This is a genomic window from Nocardioides turkmenicus (assembly GCF_011045035.1).
In the GTDB taxonomy this organism is placed as follows: Bacteria; Actinomycetota; Actinomycetes; order Propionibacteriales; family Nocardioidaceae; genus Nocardioides; species Nocardioides turkmenicus.
In genome coordinates this window covers 1-14,802 of sequence record NZ_JAALAA010000010.1, presented here as the reverse complement: position 1 = coordinate 14,802, position 14,802 = coordinate 1, and the positions used below count along the sequence as shown (strand labels likewise).

Sequence of the window (14,802 nt, the reverse complement as noted above, 5' to 3'; positions counted from 1 at the left end):
GAAGGACAGTAGCGCTACTATTCATTGTCATGTCAAACGATAGCACCGGCAGGATCGTCGATGACCTGCGCCGGTGGATCTCGGCCGCCGCGCCCGGTGCCCGGCTTCCGTCCTCGCGCGAGCTGGTTGCCCGGTACGCCGCCAGCCCGGTGACGGTGCAGAAGGCGCTGCGCCGCCTGGCGGCCGAGGGCCTGACCGAGTCCCGGCCCGGGGTCGGCACCTTCGCCCGCGCCGAGCGCGTCGTGCGCTCGGTCGACTACGGCTGGCAGAGCGCGGCGCTGCGTACGCCCCGGTTCACGCTGCCGAGGAGCAGCCAGCCGCTGCGGACCGCTCCGCCTGAGGCGCACGCGCTACACGGCGGCTATCCCGAGCCCGGTCTGCTCCCCGAGCGCCTCGTGCGTGCGGCGCTCGGGCGGGCCGCGCGCAGCGCCGCGGCCACCGCGCGGCCGCCCACTGCGGGGCTGCCGGAGCTGAGGGCCTGGTTCGCGACCGAGCTCGCGGCGCTGACCCCGGCGGGCACCGCCGCTCCGGCCTTCTCGGACGTCGTGATCACTCCGGGCAGCCAGAGCGCGCTGACCTCGATCACCCGCGCATTGGTGCCGCCGGGCGGCGCCCTGCTGATCGAGTCGCCGACCTACTGGGGCGCGATCCACTCCGCCCACCTGGCGGGCGTACGTCTCGTCCCGGTGCGCGGCGACGCCGACGGTCCCGACCCCGACGAGCTCGACCGGACCTTCCGCGAGACCGGCGCCCGCGCGTTCTACGCCCAGCCGAACTACGCCAACCCCACCGGTGCCCAGTGGAGCCCCGAACGTGGGCGTGCCGTGCTCGACGTGGTCCGTGATCGTGGCGCGTTCCTGGTCGAGGACGACTGGGCTCACGACCTGGCGATCACCACCGAGCCGCGGCCGGTCGCGGTCGAGGATCACGACGGGCACGTCGTCTACGTACGCTCCCTGACCAAGTCGATGTCGCCGGCGGTCCGCGTCGCCGCTGTGATCGCCCGCGGTCCCGCGCGCGAACGGATCCTGGCGGATCAAGCGGCCGAGTCCGCCTATGTCAGCGCGATCCTCCAGGCGACTGCGCTCGATGTCGTCAGCGACCCGGGTTGGTCGACCCACCTCCGCCGCCTGCGCCGGGCGCTGAGGGAACGGCGTGACCTGCTCGCCGCGAGCCTCGCCGAGCACGCCTCGGCAGTGGACATCGGCACCCTTCCGCCCGGCGGGATCCACCTCTGGGGACGGCTGCCCGGCGGGATCGACGTCCATCGCCTGGTCCGTGACTGCGAGGCCGCCGGCGTCTATGTGGCGGCCGGCGACGAGTGGTTCTCCGCCGAACCCGCGGGTCCGTACCTCCGCCTCAACTTCACCGGCCCCAACCCCGGCGGTTTCACCGACGCCGCCTCGGTGATCGGCGACGCGATCCTCGCCCAGCGCTGACGCGCCGATATCGGTTGCGCGTCGCGCGGATCGGCGTTGAGATGCTGCCGTGAGCGATGATCTGTGGGGCACCGACCGACTCGACCTGACGGCATATCTGGAGCGGATCGGGGTGACCGAGCCACCCGGCCCGTCGCGGGAGGCGCTCGAGGAGGTCTACGACGCCCACCTGCGCACCTTCACCTTCGACAACATCGACGTGCTGCTCGACCAGCACCCCGGCGTCGACCTGCACGAGGTGGAGAAGAAGTTCGTCGGCCGGGGGAGAGGCGGCTACTGCTTCGAGCACGGCACGCTGCTCGGCGCGGTGCTCGACCGACTCGGCTTCGCCGTCGACCGGCGGCTCGCTCGGGTGGGCCCCGACCCGACCGCGGCCGGACGTACGCATCTGGTGGTCGTCGTCGACCTGGACGGGGAGCGGCTGCTGGCCGACCCCGGGTTCGGGCTGAGCGTGTGGCGGCCGATCCCGATGGTCGACGGTGCCGTCGACGAGGTCGGCGGCATCGCCCACCGGGTGCGCTGGGGCGAGCACGGCTGGGCGCTGGAGCGGGCCAAGGACGACGGCTGGGAGTTGATGCACACCCACGACGAGGCGCTGGTCGTGCCCAGCGACGTCGCGCTCGGCCACCACTACACCAGCACCCACCCGACGGTGCACTTCCGCCACCGCCTGATCGTGACCAAGCTGCTCGCGGACAGACACATCAGCCTCACCCACAACACCGTCACGATCCGCCGCCCGGGTGAGGAGACCGAGCACCGCGAGATCGGGCTCGACGAGGTGATGGGCTACGTCGAGGAGCTCGAGGTGCCGCTCACCGACGACGAGCGCACCCGCCTCCGCGGGCGCCTGGAGACCCTCGACTGACCCTCGCTACCGATCGTCGACGACGATCTGCATCGCCATCGTCGGGTCGTCGGAGAGGTCGGTGATGAGCTGGCGCCGGTCCAGGACGGCCTCGTCGAGGTGCGGGCCGAGGGTGCCGAGCAGCTCACCGGTCGTCGTGGCCGGCATCGCGTTGAGGACACGCGGGCCGCGGCGGCCGGAGTAGGGAACCACCCGGGCCAGCGCGCCGGCCACCGACCGGGTCGCCTCCGCGAAGGGATCGGTGATCGGGCCGAGCCAGTTGGCGGCACGCTCGGCCTCGGCACGGGACGTGCGCGCCTTCAGGTCCCCGAGACGTACGTCCTCCAGGGCCTGCTCGAGGCGGCGCTGCTCCGCGAAGGCGAGGCCGACCACGACGGCGGAGCCGAGAGCGCCGAGCAGCGCGAGGCTAGCGACCAGCATGGACCTTCACCTCGGCCACGACGCCCTCGTCGGCGAGCCGCTCGCGCAGCGACTCGGCCGCCTGGTCGTAGACCATCTTGGAGAGCAGCGCCGGACGCACCTTGTGGAGCATCGTGGCCGCCTTGGTCTGGGCGGAGGCCAGCTCGAGCGGGTTGAGGATGCGGATGCTGAGCAGCCGGTCCTCGGGCGGGAGCTCGGCGTAGGCGGTGCGCGGGGCCGAGATGTCGGCCTGCTCCAGCCGCCACAGCAGGCCGATGGTCTCGGCGCGCAGCGCCTTGTTGGCGCGCCTCAGGCGCCAGGCGACAGCGGCAGCGGCCACGGCGATCACCAGCGCCACGACGGCGATCAGGGTGCTCAAGGCTCTCCTCGCATCACTTCGTGCCCGTCGAGTAGCGGCCCGACGGGTGGCCCGGTCGGGCCCATCATGGTGCATCCGAGGATCGCTGTCAGCGGCGGTGGTCACAACACGGCGCGCCGGGTGATTCGAATTGTCGTTCGACATCATGTATCTTGATATCAAGAGATTGGGCGGGCAGCCGCCGTAAAGGGTTAGGTGAGCCTTTGTTTTCCCGGCGCGGGTGGCCGGGGCAGGATGGGCTCCAAAGACTTGAGAACGTACGTCACTGTGGACGCGAGCAAGGAGATGAACGCGTTGGCCAGCAAGGACAGCTTCGGTGCCAAGAGCACCCTGGACGTGGACGGTAAGTCCTACGAGATCTTCCGCCTGGATGCGGTCAAGGGTGAGGGCCTCGACGTCGCGTCGCTGCCCTTCTCCCTGAAGGTGCTGCTGGAGAACCTCCTGCGCACCGAGGACGGCGCGAACATCACCGCCGACGACATCAAGGCGCTGGCGGGCTGGGACGAGACCGCCGAGCCCGACAAGGAGATCCAGTACACGCCGGCGCGCGTGATCATGCAGGACTTCACCGGCGTGCCCTGCATCGTCGACCTGGCCACGCTGCGCGAGGCCGCGGCCGAGCTCGGCGGCGACCCGACCAAGATCAACCCGCTCTCGCCGGCCGAGATGGTCATCGACCACTCCGTGATCGCCGAGGTCTTCGGCACGCCCGAGGCCTTCGAGCGCAACGTCGAGATCGAGTACGAGCGCAACCGCGAGCGCTACCAGTTCCTGCGCTGGGGCCAGACCGCCTTCGAGGACTTCAAGGTCGTCCCCCCGGGCACCGGCATCGTCCACCAGGTCAACATCGAGCACCTGGCCCGCACCGTCTTCACCCGTGAGGTCGACGGCGAGCTGCAGGCCTACCCCGACACCTGCGTCGGCACCGACTCCCACACCACCATGGTCAACGGCCTGGGCGTCCTCGGCTTCGGCGTCGGCGGCATCGAGGCCGAGGCCGCGCTGCTCGGCCAGCCGGTCTCCATGCTGATCCCGCGCGTGGTCGGCTTCAAGCTCCACGGCGACCTGCCCGAGGGCTCGACCGCCACCGACCTGGTGCTCACCATCACCGAGATGCTGCGCAAGCACGGCGTCGTCGGCAAGTTCGTCGAGTTCTACGGCGCCGGCGTGACCGCGCTGCCGCTGGCCAACCGCGCCACCATCGGCAACATGTCGCCGGAGTTCGGCTCCACCATCGCGATCTTCCCGGTCGACGAGGAGACCATCAACTACCTCCGGCTCACCGGCCGCTCCGAGGAGCAGCTGGCCCTGGTGGAGAAGTACTCCAAGGAGCAGGGTCTCTGGCACGACCCGGCCGCCGAGCCGCGCTACTCCGAGAAGCTCGAGCTCGACCTCTCCACCGTCGTCCCGAGCATCGCCGGTCCGAAGCGCCCGCAGGACCGCGTCGAGCTGACCGAGGCCAAGACCTCCTTCGAGGGTCACCTGCCGAGCTACACCTCGGCGACCGACGCGAAGATCCCGGTCAAGCTGGCCGACGGCACCGAGTTCGAGCTGGAGAACGGCGCGGTCACGATCGCCTCGATCACCTCCTGCACCAACACCTCCAACCCGTCGGTCATGATCGGCGCCGCGCTGCTGGCGAAGAAGGCCGTCGAGAAGGGCCTGACCCGCAAGCCGTGGGTCAAGACCACCCTGGCGCCGGGCTCCAAGGTCGTCACCGACTACTACGACAAGGCCGGGCTCACCCCCTACCTGGAGAAGGTCGGCTTCAACCTCGTCGGCTACGGCTGCGTGACCTGCATCGGCAACTCGGGCCCGATCATCCCCGAGGTCTCCGCCGCGGTGAACGACAACGACCTCGCCGTCGTCTCGGTCCTCTCCGGCAACCGCAACTTCGAGGGTCGCATCAACCCCGACGTGAAGATGAACTACCTCGCGTCGCCGCCGCTGGTCATCGCCTACGCCCTGGCCGGCAACATGAACATGAACCTGTTCGAGGACCCGCTGGGCCAGGACCAGGACGGCAACGACGTCTTCCTCAAGGACATCTGGCCGACCCCGGCCGAGGTCGAGGAGACCATCGCCACCGCGATCTCCTCCGACATGTTCACGAAGGACTACGCCGACGTGTTCGCGGGCGACGAGCGCTGGCAGAACCTGCCGACCCCGACCGGTGACACCTTCACCTGGGACGAGGAGTCGACCTACGTCCGCAAGGCTCCCTACTTCGAGGGCATGGCCAAGACCCCGGCGCCGGTCACCGACATCGAGGGTGCCCGCGTCCTGCTGAAGCTGGGCGACTCGGTCACCACCGACCACATCAGCCCCGCGGGCAACATCAAGAAGGACTCGCCGGCCGGCAAGTACCTTCTCGAGCACGGCGTCGAGCAGCGTGACTTCAACTCCTACGGCTCGCGCCGAGGCAACCACGAGGTCATGATCCGCGGCACCTTCGCCAACATCCGGATCAAGAACCAGGTCGCCCCGGGCACCGAGGGTGGCTACACCCGCGACTTCACCCAGCCCGACGCTCCGGTCAGCTTCGTCTACGACGCCGCGCAGAACTACGCCGCGGCCGGCACCCCGCTGGTCGTCCTCGGCGGCAAGGAGTACGGCTCCGGCTCCTCGCGCGACTGGGCCGCCAAGGGCACCTCGCTGCTGGGCGTGAAGGCCGTCATCACCGAGTCGTTCGAGCGCATCCACCGCTCCAACCTGATCGGTATGGGCGTCATCCCGCTGCAGTTCCCGGCGGGCCAGAACGCCGACAGCCTCGGCCTGACCGGTGAGGAGACCTTCTCCATCACCGGCATCACCGAGCTCAACGAGGGCCGCACCCCGAAGACGGTCAATGTCACCACCGACACCGGCGTCGAGTTCGACGCGGTCGTCCGCATCGACACCCCCGGTGAGGCCAACTACTACCGCAACGGCGGCATCCTGCAGTACGTCCTGCGCAGCCTGGTCAACAACAACTGATCCGCGAGGCGAACGGCCCGTCACCCGAGAGGGTGGCGGGCCGTTCCGCGTCCGGGCGAAAACGGCGGGCGCCGCAGGTTCGGGTCCTGCGATACTCCGCCGGGTGACCCTTCACGAGGACGAGATCCCGGTCGACGAGGCGCTGGTGCGCTCCCTGCTGGAGGACCAGCGACCCGAGTGGGCCCAGCTCCCGCTGAAGCCTGCCGGAGAGGGCACCGACAACACGATGTTCCGCCTCGGCGAGGACCTTCTCGTACGCCTGCCCCGGACCGCCGCCAACGCCGGGTCGCTGCGCAAGGAGCAGGAATGGCTCCCTCGGCTGGCGGACCGGCTGAGCACACGGATCCCGGAGCCGGTCCATGCCGGGACGGCGTCGGCGGCTTACCCGCTCGTCTGGTCGGTCTACCGCTGGATCGAGGGTGCCGAGGCCGGGCCCGGGACGGTCGAGGACTGGGCGCTCTTCGGTGCCGACCTGGCGGCGGCGGTGCGGGAGCTGCACGGTGTCGGGCTGATGGGGGCCACCCGCGAGGCTCCGCTGGACTGGTACCGCGGCGGCCCGCTCGCGCCGTGCGACCCCTGGGTCACCGAGGCGCTGGCCGACTGCCGCGACAAGGCCGGGGACCTGCTCGACGTCGACGCCCTGGAGCGGATGTGGCGCGCCGGCGTCGAGCTGCCGGAGTCGCCCGCGCCGCACGGCTGGCTCCACGGCGACCTCAAGCCGACGAACCTGCTCGTACGCGACGGGCGGCTGCACGCCCTGATCGACTTCGGTGGCCTCTCCGTCGGGGTCCCCGACGCCGAGCACTCCACGGTCTGGGACCTGCCGGAGACGGCCCGTGAGGCGTACTGGGACGCGCTCGACCTCGACGACGACACCTGGACCCGGGCGCGGGCCTGGGCGGTCGCCGTCGGGGTCAGCGGCGTCTCGTACTACTGGGACAGCTTCCCGGCGTTCGTCGCCGAGTGCCGGGCCCGCCTGGAGAGCATCCTGGCGGCCGGCTGACGCCCGTCTCGGAGGGTGCCGATCAGGGCTTGGGGATCACGGTGCGAGCGATCATCACGTCGTGGTCGGTGTAGGTCGCGCGCTCGATCTCGAGGGTCGGCTCGCCGATGTTCCCGTAGATGTGCTGGATGCCGGGCAGCTGCTCGGCGTCGTCGTCGGTCAGGGTCCAGAAGCCCTCGGGGGCGCAGGAGGCCTGCCGGTTCATGTCGCCGCCGAAGATCGTCGGGTTCGTCCGGGACTCGAGCACCGCGCGGAGCTCGCCGCACTGGAGGTTGTTGGCGGAGGCCGGGTCGGCCTCACCGTCGGTGGACAGATGGGTGGTGCACACGTCCACGCCGCGGGCGGTCGTCGCACAGAGCCAGCGGCGTTGCTCGGAGCCGTTCCAGCGCGAGTACGCCCCGTCCTCGGAGCGCATGATGGCGTCCTTGGTGAGCACGGCGTTGCCGAAGACCCCGCGACCACCGGGCGTCTTGCACTGGTAGGGAGCCGTCGGGTACAGGACGGTCGCGAACCGCATGTGGTAGCCGGTGCGCTCGGCGATCTTCTCGACGTCGCCGCTGCAGGCCTCGTTGACGGTCACCGCGTTGACGTCGTTCTCCTGGATCCGCGCGACGGCCTCGTCGAGGATCTTCGGGTACTCGGTGCCGGGGTAGCAGCGGGCGCCCCCGCTGAGGCAGAGGTTCATCTGCAGCAGGGAGTACGGCGCACCGACCTGTGTCGGCTGCCCGGAGGTGGCGGCCTGGGCCGGAGCGGCCGTCGAGAGCGCCGGGAGCGCGACGATGGCGAGTGCAGCGAGGGCACGGACGACGAGTGAGCGTGGAGTTTTCACGGCCCGACGAAACCAGGCTTCCGGCCTGCCCGGAAGGCTACGCGGGAGTCGTTCAGACAACGCTCACGTGAGCGAACCCCGGCGGGCGCCGTGCCGTCACCGGGGTCCGCGTCCCACGCGATCTCAGGCCAGCGAGGCGATCCTGGTGCGGCTGTCCTCGGAGAGAGTGGCCAGGAGCGCGTCGGCCGCCTCGCCGTGGTCGGCGGTGGCGGCGACCACCTCGGCCAGGGTCTCGTCGGAGAGCCCGGCGATGATCGGGTCGAGCACCGAGGTGTCGTCGAGGAAGAGCGCTACCCGGAGGATCTCGTCACCGGAGGCGCCGTCCATCACCTGGAGCGAGGTCTCGGGACCGACGACGCCGGTGAACCTGGCCAGGGTGAGGACGTGACCGGCGGCCAGGAGCCGGCGGCCGACGTCGACCACCAGGCTCCGGTCGAGCCTGGCGATGATCGCCTCGACCCGGCTGGGGTCGAGGTGGACGGAGAGGTCGGCGAGGAACTCCGGCTTCAGGTGGCCGGCCAGCTTCGCGGCGTCGGCCGGGTCCATCACCGCGGCCACGCGGGCGCTGAGCATCGGGCCCATCGCGATCTCGGTGATCTTCGCGGTGACCGCCGCCGGGAGCTTCTTGCTGACCGCGGCCAGCCCCTTCACCCGCGACTCGTTGCGGCTGAACATCGCGTGGGAGACGATCCCGCGCAGGTCGTGGAGGTCGTCGGGGGAGGTGGTGGCGAGGAAGGCGAGGTCGGCCTCGTCCACCTGCATCTCGTGGGCGAGCTTGGTGATCTCCAGCGCGCTGGTCAGGGCGGTCATCGGGCGCCTCCGAGCATCTTCTGGACGACCCCGCGCAGCATCTTCGGCACCAGTTTCAGCGCCTCGTCGAGCGAAGCGTCGAAGGCCTTGTCCTCCGCGGTCATCGCTCCCCGGGCCAGATCGTTGAAGCGGTCCAGCTGCTGGTCGTCGTACGCCTCCAGCGGCGCGAGCCGCGTGGCCGGCACGCCCAGGGTGGCAGCGAGCCGGTCGAGTCCCTCACTCATCGGTTCCTCTCTCGCCGGCTGTGGCACCTTCGGCCCCCGGCGGCGCCACTATAAGCAAGCAGACGAAGCGTTTGGATACTGTTTCGACATGCTTGTCGCCTTCTCGATCGCCCCGACGACCACCGACGACCCCGACGGCTCGGTCGCCGCGTCCGTCGCGGAGGCGGTCCGCATCGTCCGCGAGTCCGGACTGCCCAACGAGACCAATGCCATGTTCACCAACCTGGAAGGTGAGTGGGACGAGGTCATGGGTGTCATCAAGCAGTGCGTCGACGCGGTCGCCGCCGTCTCCCCGCGGGTCGGGCTGGTGCTCAAGGCCGACATCCGGCCTGGTTACACCGGCCAGCTCACCGCGAAGGTCGAGCGGATCGAGCAGGAGCTCTCCGGAGATTAGAGCCCGCGGGCCATCGCCTCCTGGCCGGTCTTGATGGCTTCCCGGATCCGGGAGTAGGTGCCGCAGCGGCAGACGTTGCGGATCGTGTCGAGGTCGGCCTCGGTGATGGCTCGGCCCTCCTCGCGGACCTTGTTGACGAGGGCGACCGCGGTCATGATCTGGCCGGGCTGGCAGTAGCCGCACTGGGCGACGTCGTGCTCGAGCCAGGCCTCCTGCATCGGGTGGAGGCCGTCGCCCGGGGCCGTGTCGGCGAGACCCTCGATGGTGGTGATCTCGTCGTCGGCGCCGATGTCGGCGACCCGCACCGAGCACGGGTTGAACGCTTTGCCGTTGATGTGCGACGTACAGGCCTTGCAGACGTTGATGCCGCAGCCGTACTTCGGGCCGGTGACACCGAGGATGTCGCGCAGCACCCACAGGATGCGTACGTCGTTCTCGACGTCGACGGTGACGGTCTCGCCGTTGAGCTGGAAGGTGTGTGAAGGCATGGCACTGTGCTCGATTCTCTGGCTCAGAACGTGTAGGCGAGGCCGTCGGTCGGCGACTCGGGCACGGACGGGATGAAGGACTTGGGCTCGAAGTGGAGCGGCTCGCGGAAGTTGATCGGGAACTCCGTGGGCATCTCACCGGTCGCGCGGGCGTACGCGCAGGCGACGGCGGCCATGGAGGCGGCCACGCCGGCCTCGCCGACACCGCCCGGCTGGTCGCCGTGCGACTCGATCACCTCGCACTCGAACTCGAACGGCGTGTTCCACTGCCGGGTGTAGGCCGAGTTGTCCCAGCTGGCCTCCAGGAAGTGGCCGTCGACCAGGTGGTTGCTGTAGGTCAGCGCCTGGCACATGCCGTCCGAGAAACCGCCCATCATCTGGGCCTTCACACCGGCGGGGTTGACGACCAGGCCGACGTCGGCGACCACGACGGCCTTGGTGACCCGGGGTCCGGTGACCGCGTCGCGCACCTTGCGGTTGACCGTCTCGGGACGGCAGTCGATCTCGACGAGGACGGCGGTGGCGCCCTTGTACTCCTTGTGGATGGCGATGCCCTGCGCCGTGCCGGCGGGCATCGTACGACCCCAGTCGCCGAGCTCGGCGGCGCGGTCGAGCACCCGCTTGACCACGTCGCTCTTGAGGTATTTGCGCCGGAAGGTGACCGGGTCCTGCTTCAGCTTCTTGGCGAGCTGGTCGACCATCAGCTCGCTGGCGGTGGCCACGTCGGGGGAGTAGATGTTGCGCACCGAGCTCGTGTTGAACCGGTCGACCGCGGGCTTCGGCTCGTTGAGCAGCTGAGTGATGACCCCGAAGTTGTAGGGCAGCTCCTGGGTCAGTAGGAAGATCGACTCCGAGAAGCTCAGGTTCGACAGACCGGTCGGCAGCGCGGCCACCTCGGCGGTCAGCCGCTCCCCGAGACCGTGGGTGAAGTCGCACGCCACGCTGGCATGCCGCTGCTCGAAGGTGAGCACGCTCCCGGCCAGCACGGTCGCCCGGATCTGGGAGACCGCCATCGGGTGCACCCGGCCCTGGCGCGGCTCGTCGGCGCGGTGCCACATCAGCTTGACCGGGACGCCGAACGCCTTGGACGCGTGCGCGGCCTCGACCGCGGCGTCGCTGAACAGCTTGCGGCCGAAGGACCCGCCGCCCTGGACGACGTTGACCGTCACCTTGTCCTGGCTCAGGCCGACCGCCTTCGCGACCCGGCCCTGCGCGTCGATCGGCGACTTCAGTCCGCCCCAGATGGTCGCCGAGTCGTCACGTACGTCGGCGACCGCGCAGTTGGGCTCGAGGGCCGAGCCGCTGCGGAAGTGGAAGGTGAACTCGCCGTCGACCGAGGCCGCGCCGACCTTCGGCACCGCCAGCGGGATCTGGCCGGCCTTGAGCTCGGCCCGGACGTCGTCGGCCGACATGGTGGTCACGGTGCCGGAGTTCCAGGTGACGTCCAGCGCGCGTACGGCGTCGATGCACTGCCCGAAGGTCTTGGCCCGCACCGCGACGCCGGTCGGGATGATCGCCACGTGGGTGACACCCGGCATCTTCTCGACCTCGGCCTTGTTCCGGATCTCGTCCGGGGTGCCGTTGAGCTCGGGCGCCCGGCAGACCATCGTGGGCAGCGCGCCGGGGATGTCGAGGTCCATCGCGAACTTCTTCTTGCCGGTGATGGCGTCGCGGGCGTCGACACGACGGTGGGGCTTGCCGACGACACCGTGCTCGGAGGTCCGCTTCAGCTCGACCTCGACCTTCTCGGTCGTCGGCTTCGCTGCCTTGGCGGCCGCCTCGCCGTACGTCACCGAGGTCCCGTCCGGAGCACTGATCACGCCACTCTTGGCGACCAGCTGCGCCACCGTGCCGCCGAGCATGATCGCGGCGGCCTCGAGCAGCGCCTTGCGGGCGATGGCGGCGGCGACGCGCACCGGGGTGTACATCGAGATGATCGTGTTGGAGCCGCCGGTCAGCTGGTTGAAGAGCAGCTCGGGCCGGGCCGGCGCCAGGGTGACGTGCACGTGGTCGACCGGGAGGTCGAGCTCATCGGCGATCAGCATGGAGACGGCCGTGGTGATGCCCTGGCCGACCTCCATCCGAGGCAGCGCGAAGTGGGCGTGCCCCTTGTCGTCGACCTCGATCGCGATCAGGTTGGAGGTCGGCGCCGCGCAGTGGGTCAGGAAGTCGTTGAGGTCGTAGACCTCGGGTACCTGCGGCGCCGACGGGATCGGTGCCGCGTGGGCGGCAGTGGGAGCCAGGCCCAGGTCGGCGGCGGCGATCAGCGTGGCGCTGCCGATGACGTATCCGACGAACGATCGTCTGGAGACCCGAGACGGGCCATCCGGGTTGTGCGTCCCCATGTGCAAATCACTCCTGGCGTGAGCAGGTTCCGAGTTTGTGACCCCCGACACATAGCACCCTTCACCAGCCAGATCTCGGTTGGGAAGGGCGCGTCGGGAAATGTGTGAGGGCGCGACAACCCGGATGGAGACGGATCACACACCTGCCCAGGCGTGACTGTCGCCACACTGGTGCGTTGGTTGGTTGATGCCGCAACCGCCAGCGAGACACGAGGGAGCGCGATGAGCACAGAGCCGATCCGACGCATCGTCGCGGGCATCAGGGACGACCTCCCGCACACAGTGGAGCTGTTCCTGAAGCACAACTGGGACCAGGTGCCGGCTTATGCCGCCAGCCCCGACCCCGAGCTGCGCAAGGAGGTCGGCGACCACGCGGAGGCGGTGTTCCTGGCGGTGCTCACCACGCTGGAGGAGGGACGCGCCGCCGTACGCGAGGACTTCGAGTTCACCGTGGACCAGGCGACTCGCCGGGTCCGCCAGGGGGTCGCGCTCGCCGACTTCCTGCAGGCCTTCCGCATCGGACAGGTGGCGCTGTGGGAGCGCATCGTGGAGATCGCCGCCGCCGACCCGGAGACCAGTCGCGCGGCGCTTCCGGTGGCCTCGCACGTGATGCAGGTGATCGAGGTCGGCAGCACGGTCGCGGCTGAGGCCTACCTCGCCGCCCATCAGGTCGAGCTCGCCGAGGGCGACCGGATCCGCCGAGATCTGGTGGAGGACCTGCTCGCCGGACGCGGCGTCCGGCCCGGGCCGATGCTGGAGGTGGCCCGCAGGTGCCGGCTCGAACCCGACGGCCGGATCATCGTCCTGGTCGCTGTTCCCGGACGGCCGCAGGCGCCGGGACGAAGCCTGCGGGAGGCGCTGCGGCACGTGCGCACCGAGCTGGGCCCGTTGCGCGAGGGGGTCATGGTGATCCGTCAGGAGCAGCTCGTTGGGATCCTGCCGGTCGCCACCGACGACGTCAGGTCGATCGTGCCTGATCTGCGCCGCATCCACCGCCGCCTCACCCGGGAGGGGTTCGGGCTGGGCGTGGGCGCCAGCACCGTGCACACCGGCTTCGGCGCCGTGCCCGCCGCGTACTCGGAGGCAGCGATCGCTCGCGACGTCCTGGGTGGGGATCCCGGGGTGATGGCGCTGTCGATGATCTCGACGATCGACTACCTGGTGCTACGCGAGGATCCGACGGCTCGCCGTCTGGTGCGCCCGGCGCTGCGCCAGTTCGTCGAGGAGGACCTCGCGCGTGACAGCGTGATGATCGAGACCATGCTGGCGTACGTCGCCTGCGACCTCAACGCCAAGCTCGCCGCCGAGCGCCTGCATGTGCACGTCAACACCGCCTACCATCGGCTCGAGCGCATCGCCGAGCGCACCGGCTGCGACCTGCGCCGGTTCGCCGACGTGGAGGAGCTGATCTTCGCGATCCGGCTGCTCACCGCGCCCCGGAATGGTGCGAAGACCTAGGCCGCGGCTGTCTTGCGGCCGTAGAACCAGTAGACCGCCGCGCCGAGCAGGTTGGTGCTGCCCCACAGTCGCCACAGCGTCCGCGGTCCCCGGATCTCGTCGTCGGAGCGCTTCTGCAGGTCACGCAGGATCACCGGGGCGACCGCCGCCTGAGCCACCAGCGCGCCGGTGGTCAGGATCGCCTTCTTCTGCTTCTTGGTCATTGCCATGACGCCAGTCTTTGCCTTGGTTTGCCTTCCGTCAAGCACCCCCGCGGCCATCAGACCGAGGATCGAGCCCACGGCGGAATCACGACGATGCCCTCGATGGGGAAGGTGCCGTCGGGGTCACGGCGAAGCCACACCGGGCCCAGGCGCTGGGTCCGCATGGAGGCCCTCCACATGCTCCGGTGGTTCACGTTGTCTCCGCCGTCCCGGCCGAGGACGATCTGCTTCGTCCCTGTCGAGTTCATGCCGATGATCCGCGGCGTGAATCCCCAGTAGGCGGTGGTCGAGTACGGCGCCGGCCGCCCCAGCACCCAGACATCGCTCCCTCGGGGCACATGGCGGAGGATCAGCTGGCCGCCGCCGTCGATCTCCGAGGCAACGCCGTGCCAGAACCTCTTCGCACGGACGGTCTTGACCGTGCCCTTGCGCTCGAGCTGGTTGTCGTCGAAGAAGCGAGCGATGCAGGTCGTGTAGCTCCATGGCCCGACGCGTCCGGCGGCATCCACGGCACGGGCCCCGACGCACGATGCCTGACCCTGGTTGACGCCGATCGTGACCTGACCCGTCCGCCACGTCGAGGTCAGCCCGACGCGTTGCAGGTGTGACGGGTAGGTCCATGCTCGCCGGCTCGTCGAGGTGAGGGGCGTCTTCGAGACCCGGATCTGGACGTACGCCGGCCGACCGCCGTCCTCCAGCTCGCTGCCGAGATAGGCCTCGTAGGTGACCTTGAAGCTGGACGCGAGGGTGAAGGGGTAGGTGGGTCGCGCCACGGTCTGGACGCTCGGCCCGGACGTGGCGGCCAGTGAGCCTGAGGCGGGGCTCAAGGTCGCCAGCGCTGCGACGGCGATGGCCGTCGCGACGCGAAGGAGGGTTCGATGGTTCATGCGCGGGAGGGTATCCCGCGGCGGCACCTACGGCTGGTGTTTCGGTTCTTCCTCGACCACCTCGAGCAGGCTCGGCAGGTCGGCGGTGGAGGGGAGGAGG

At 69.9% G+C, this 14,802-nt stretch carries 15 protein-coding genes; 6 read left to right on the top strand and 9 right to left on the bottom strand.

The features are described from left to right. Nucleotides 1–29 precede the first annotated feature (29 nt). Both G5C66_RS13165 and G5C66_RS13160 read left to right on the top strand, forming a co-directional pair. A complete protein-coding gene (locus tag G5C66_RS13165; RefSeq protein ID WP_165111426.1) occupies nt 30–1,439 on the top strand; it encodes an aminotransferase-like domain-containing protein in 1,410 nt (469 codons plus the stop codon). A gap of 49 nt (nt 1,440–1,488) precedes the next feature. Then, nucleotides 1,489–2,307, top strand: coding sequence for an arylamine N-acetyltransferase (locus tag G5C66_RS13160; protein WP_165111425.1), 819 nt, complete (start codon nt 1,489–1,491; stop codon nt 2,305–2,307). Between the two features lie 6 nt (nt 2,308–2,313). Here G5C66_RS13160 and G5C66_RS13155 read toward each other — a convergent pair whose 3' ends face one another. Next, entirely contained in the window at nt 2,314–2,727 is a 414-nt protein-coding gene (locus tag G5C66_RS13155; RefSeq protein ID WP_165111424.1) for a hypothetical protein, read from the bottom strand. Beyond that, nucleotides 2,714–3,085 (bottom strand): hypothetical protein, encoded by a 372-nt coding sequence (locus G5C66_RS13150; protein ID WP_141804792.1) that lies wholly within the window; start codon nt 3,083–3,085, stop codon nt 2,714–2,716. Before G5C66_RS13150 ends, G5C66_RS13155 begins: the two co-directional genes overlap by 14 nt. Before the next feature lie 285 nt (nt 3,086–3,370). Here G5C66_RS13150 and acnA point away from each other — a divergent pair, with 285 nt between their 5' ends. Then, a complete protein-coding gene (gene acnA / locus G5C66_RS13145) occupies nt 3,371–6,061 on the top strand; it encodes an aconitate hydratase AcnA (protein WP_165111582.1) in 2,691 nt (896 codons plus the stop codon). A 103-nt stretch (nt 6,062–6,164) separates the two neighbouring features. Then, nucleotides 6,165–7,064: a phosphotransferase gene (locus G5C66_RS13140; protein ID WP_165111423.1), complete on the top strand. Its 900-nt coding sequence runs from the start codon at nt 6,165–6,167 to the stop codon at nt 7,062–7,064. 22 nt (nt 7,065–7,086) lie between these two features. On the opposite strand, the gene G5C66_RS13135 is transcribed toward G5C66_RS13140, so the two are convergent. The 3 genes from G5C66_RS13135 to G5C66_RS13125 form a co-directional block, all read right to left on the bottom strand. Further along, nucleotides 7,087–7,893: an endonuclease/exonuclease/phosphatase family protein gene (locus tag G5C66_RS13135; protein WP_165111422.1), complete on the bottom strand. Its 807-nt coding sequence runs from the start codon at nt 7,891–7,893 to the stop codon at nt 7,087–7,089. A gap of 123 nt (nt 7,894–8,016) precedes the next feature. Continuing rightward, entirely contained in the window at nt 8,017–8,703 is a 687-nt protein-coding gene (locus tag G5C66_RS13130; protein WP_165111421.1) for a hypothetical protein, read from the bottom strand. Beyond that, nucleotides 8,700–8,927: a hypothetical protein gene (locus G5C66_RS13125; protein WP_165111420.1), complete on the bottom strand. Its 228-nt coding sequence runs from the start codon at nt 8,925–8,927 to the stop codon at nt 8,700–8,702. The genes G5C66_RS13130 and G5C66_RS13125 overlap by 4 nt, the downstream gene beginning before the upstream one ends. Before the next feature lie 88 nt (nt 8,928–9,015). Here G5C66_RS13125 and G5C66_RS13120 point away from each other — a divergent pair, with 88 nt between their 5' ends. After that, nucleotides 9,016–9,321, top strand: a complete 306-nt coding sequence (locus G5C66_RS13120; protein ID WP_165111419.1) for a thiamine-binding protein — start codon at nt 9,016–9,018, stop codon at nt 9,319–9,321. Here the strand turns inward: G5C66_RS13120 and G5C66_RS13115 are convergent. Together G5C66_RS13115 and G5C66_RS13110 are read right to left on the bottom strand one after the other, a co-directional pair. Next, the gene (locus G5C66_RS13115) at nt 9,318–9,809 is read right to left on the bottom strand and encodes a (2Fe-2S)-binding protein (RefSeq protein WP_165111418.1); all 492 of its coding nucleotides are present in this window, start codon (nt 9,807–9,809) and stop codon (nt 9,318–9,320) included. The two genes, G5C66_RS13120 and G5C66_RS13115, sit on opposite strands and share 4 nt — an antisense overlap. 23 nt (nt 9,810–9,832) lie before the next feature. Next, nucleotides 9,833–12,154 carry a molybdopterin cofactor-binding domain-containing protein gene (locus G5C66_RS13110; protein WP_165111417.1) on the bottom strand — a complete coding sequence of 774 codons (2,322 nt, stop codon included), beginning with the start codon at nt 12,152–12,154 and terminating at the stop codon, nt 9,833–9,835. A 222-nt stretch (nt 12,155–12,376) separates the two neighbouring features. Here G5C66_RS13110 and G5C66_RS13105 point away from each other — a divergent pair, with 222 nt between their 5' ends. After that, nucleotides 12,377–13,612, top strand: a complete 1,236-nt coding sequence (locus G5C66_RS13105; protein ID WP_165111416.1) for a PucR family transcriptional regulator — start codon at nt 12,377–12,379, stop codon at nt 13,610–13,612. On the opposite strand, the gene G5C66_RS13100 is transcribed toward G5C66_RS13105, so the two are convergent. Together G5C66_RS13100 and G5C66_RS13095 are read right to left on the bottom strand one after the other, a co-directional pair. Next, nucleotides 13,609–13,821 carry a hypothetical protein gene (locus G5C66_RS13100; protein WP_165111415.1) on the bottom strand — a complete coding sequence of 71 codons (213 nt, stop codon included), beginning with the start codon at nt 13,819–13,821 and terminating at the stop codon, nt 13,609–13,611. The two genes, G5C66_RS13105 and G5C66_RS13100, sit on opposite strands and share 4 nt — an antisense overlap. Before the next feature lie 50 nt (nt 13,822–13,871). Continuing rightward, nucleotides 13,872–14,702, bottom strand: a complete 831-nt coding sequence (locus tag G5C66_RS13095) for a hypothetical protein (protein WP_165111414.1) — start codon at nt 14,700–14,702, stop codon at nt 13,872–13,874. Between the last annotated feature and the right edge of the window lie 100 nt (nt 14,703–14,802).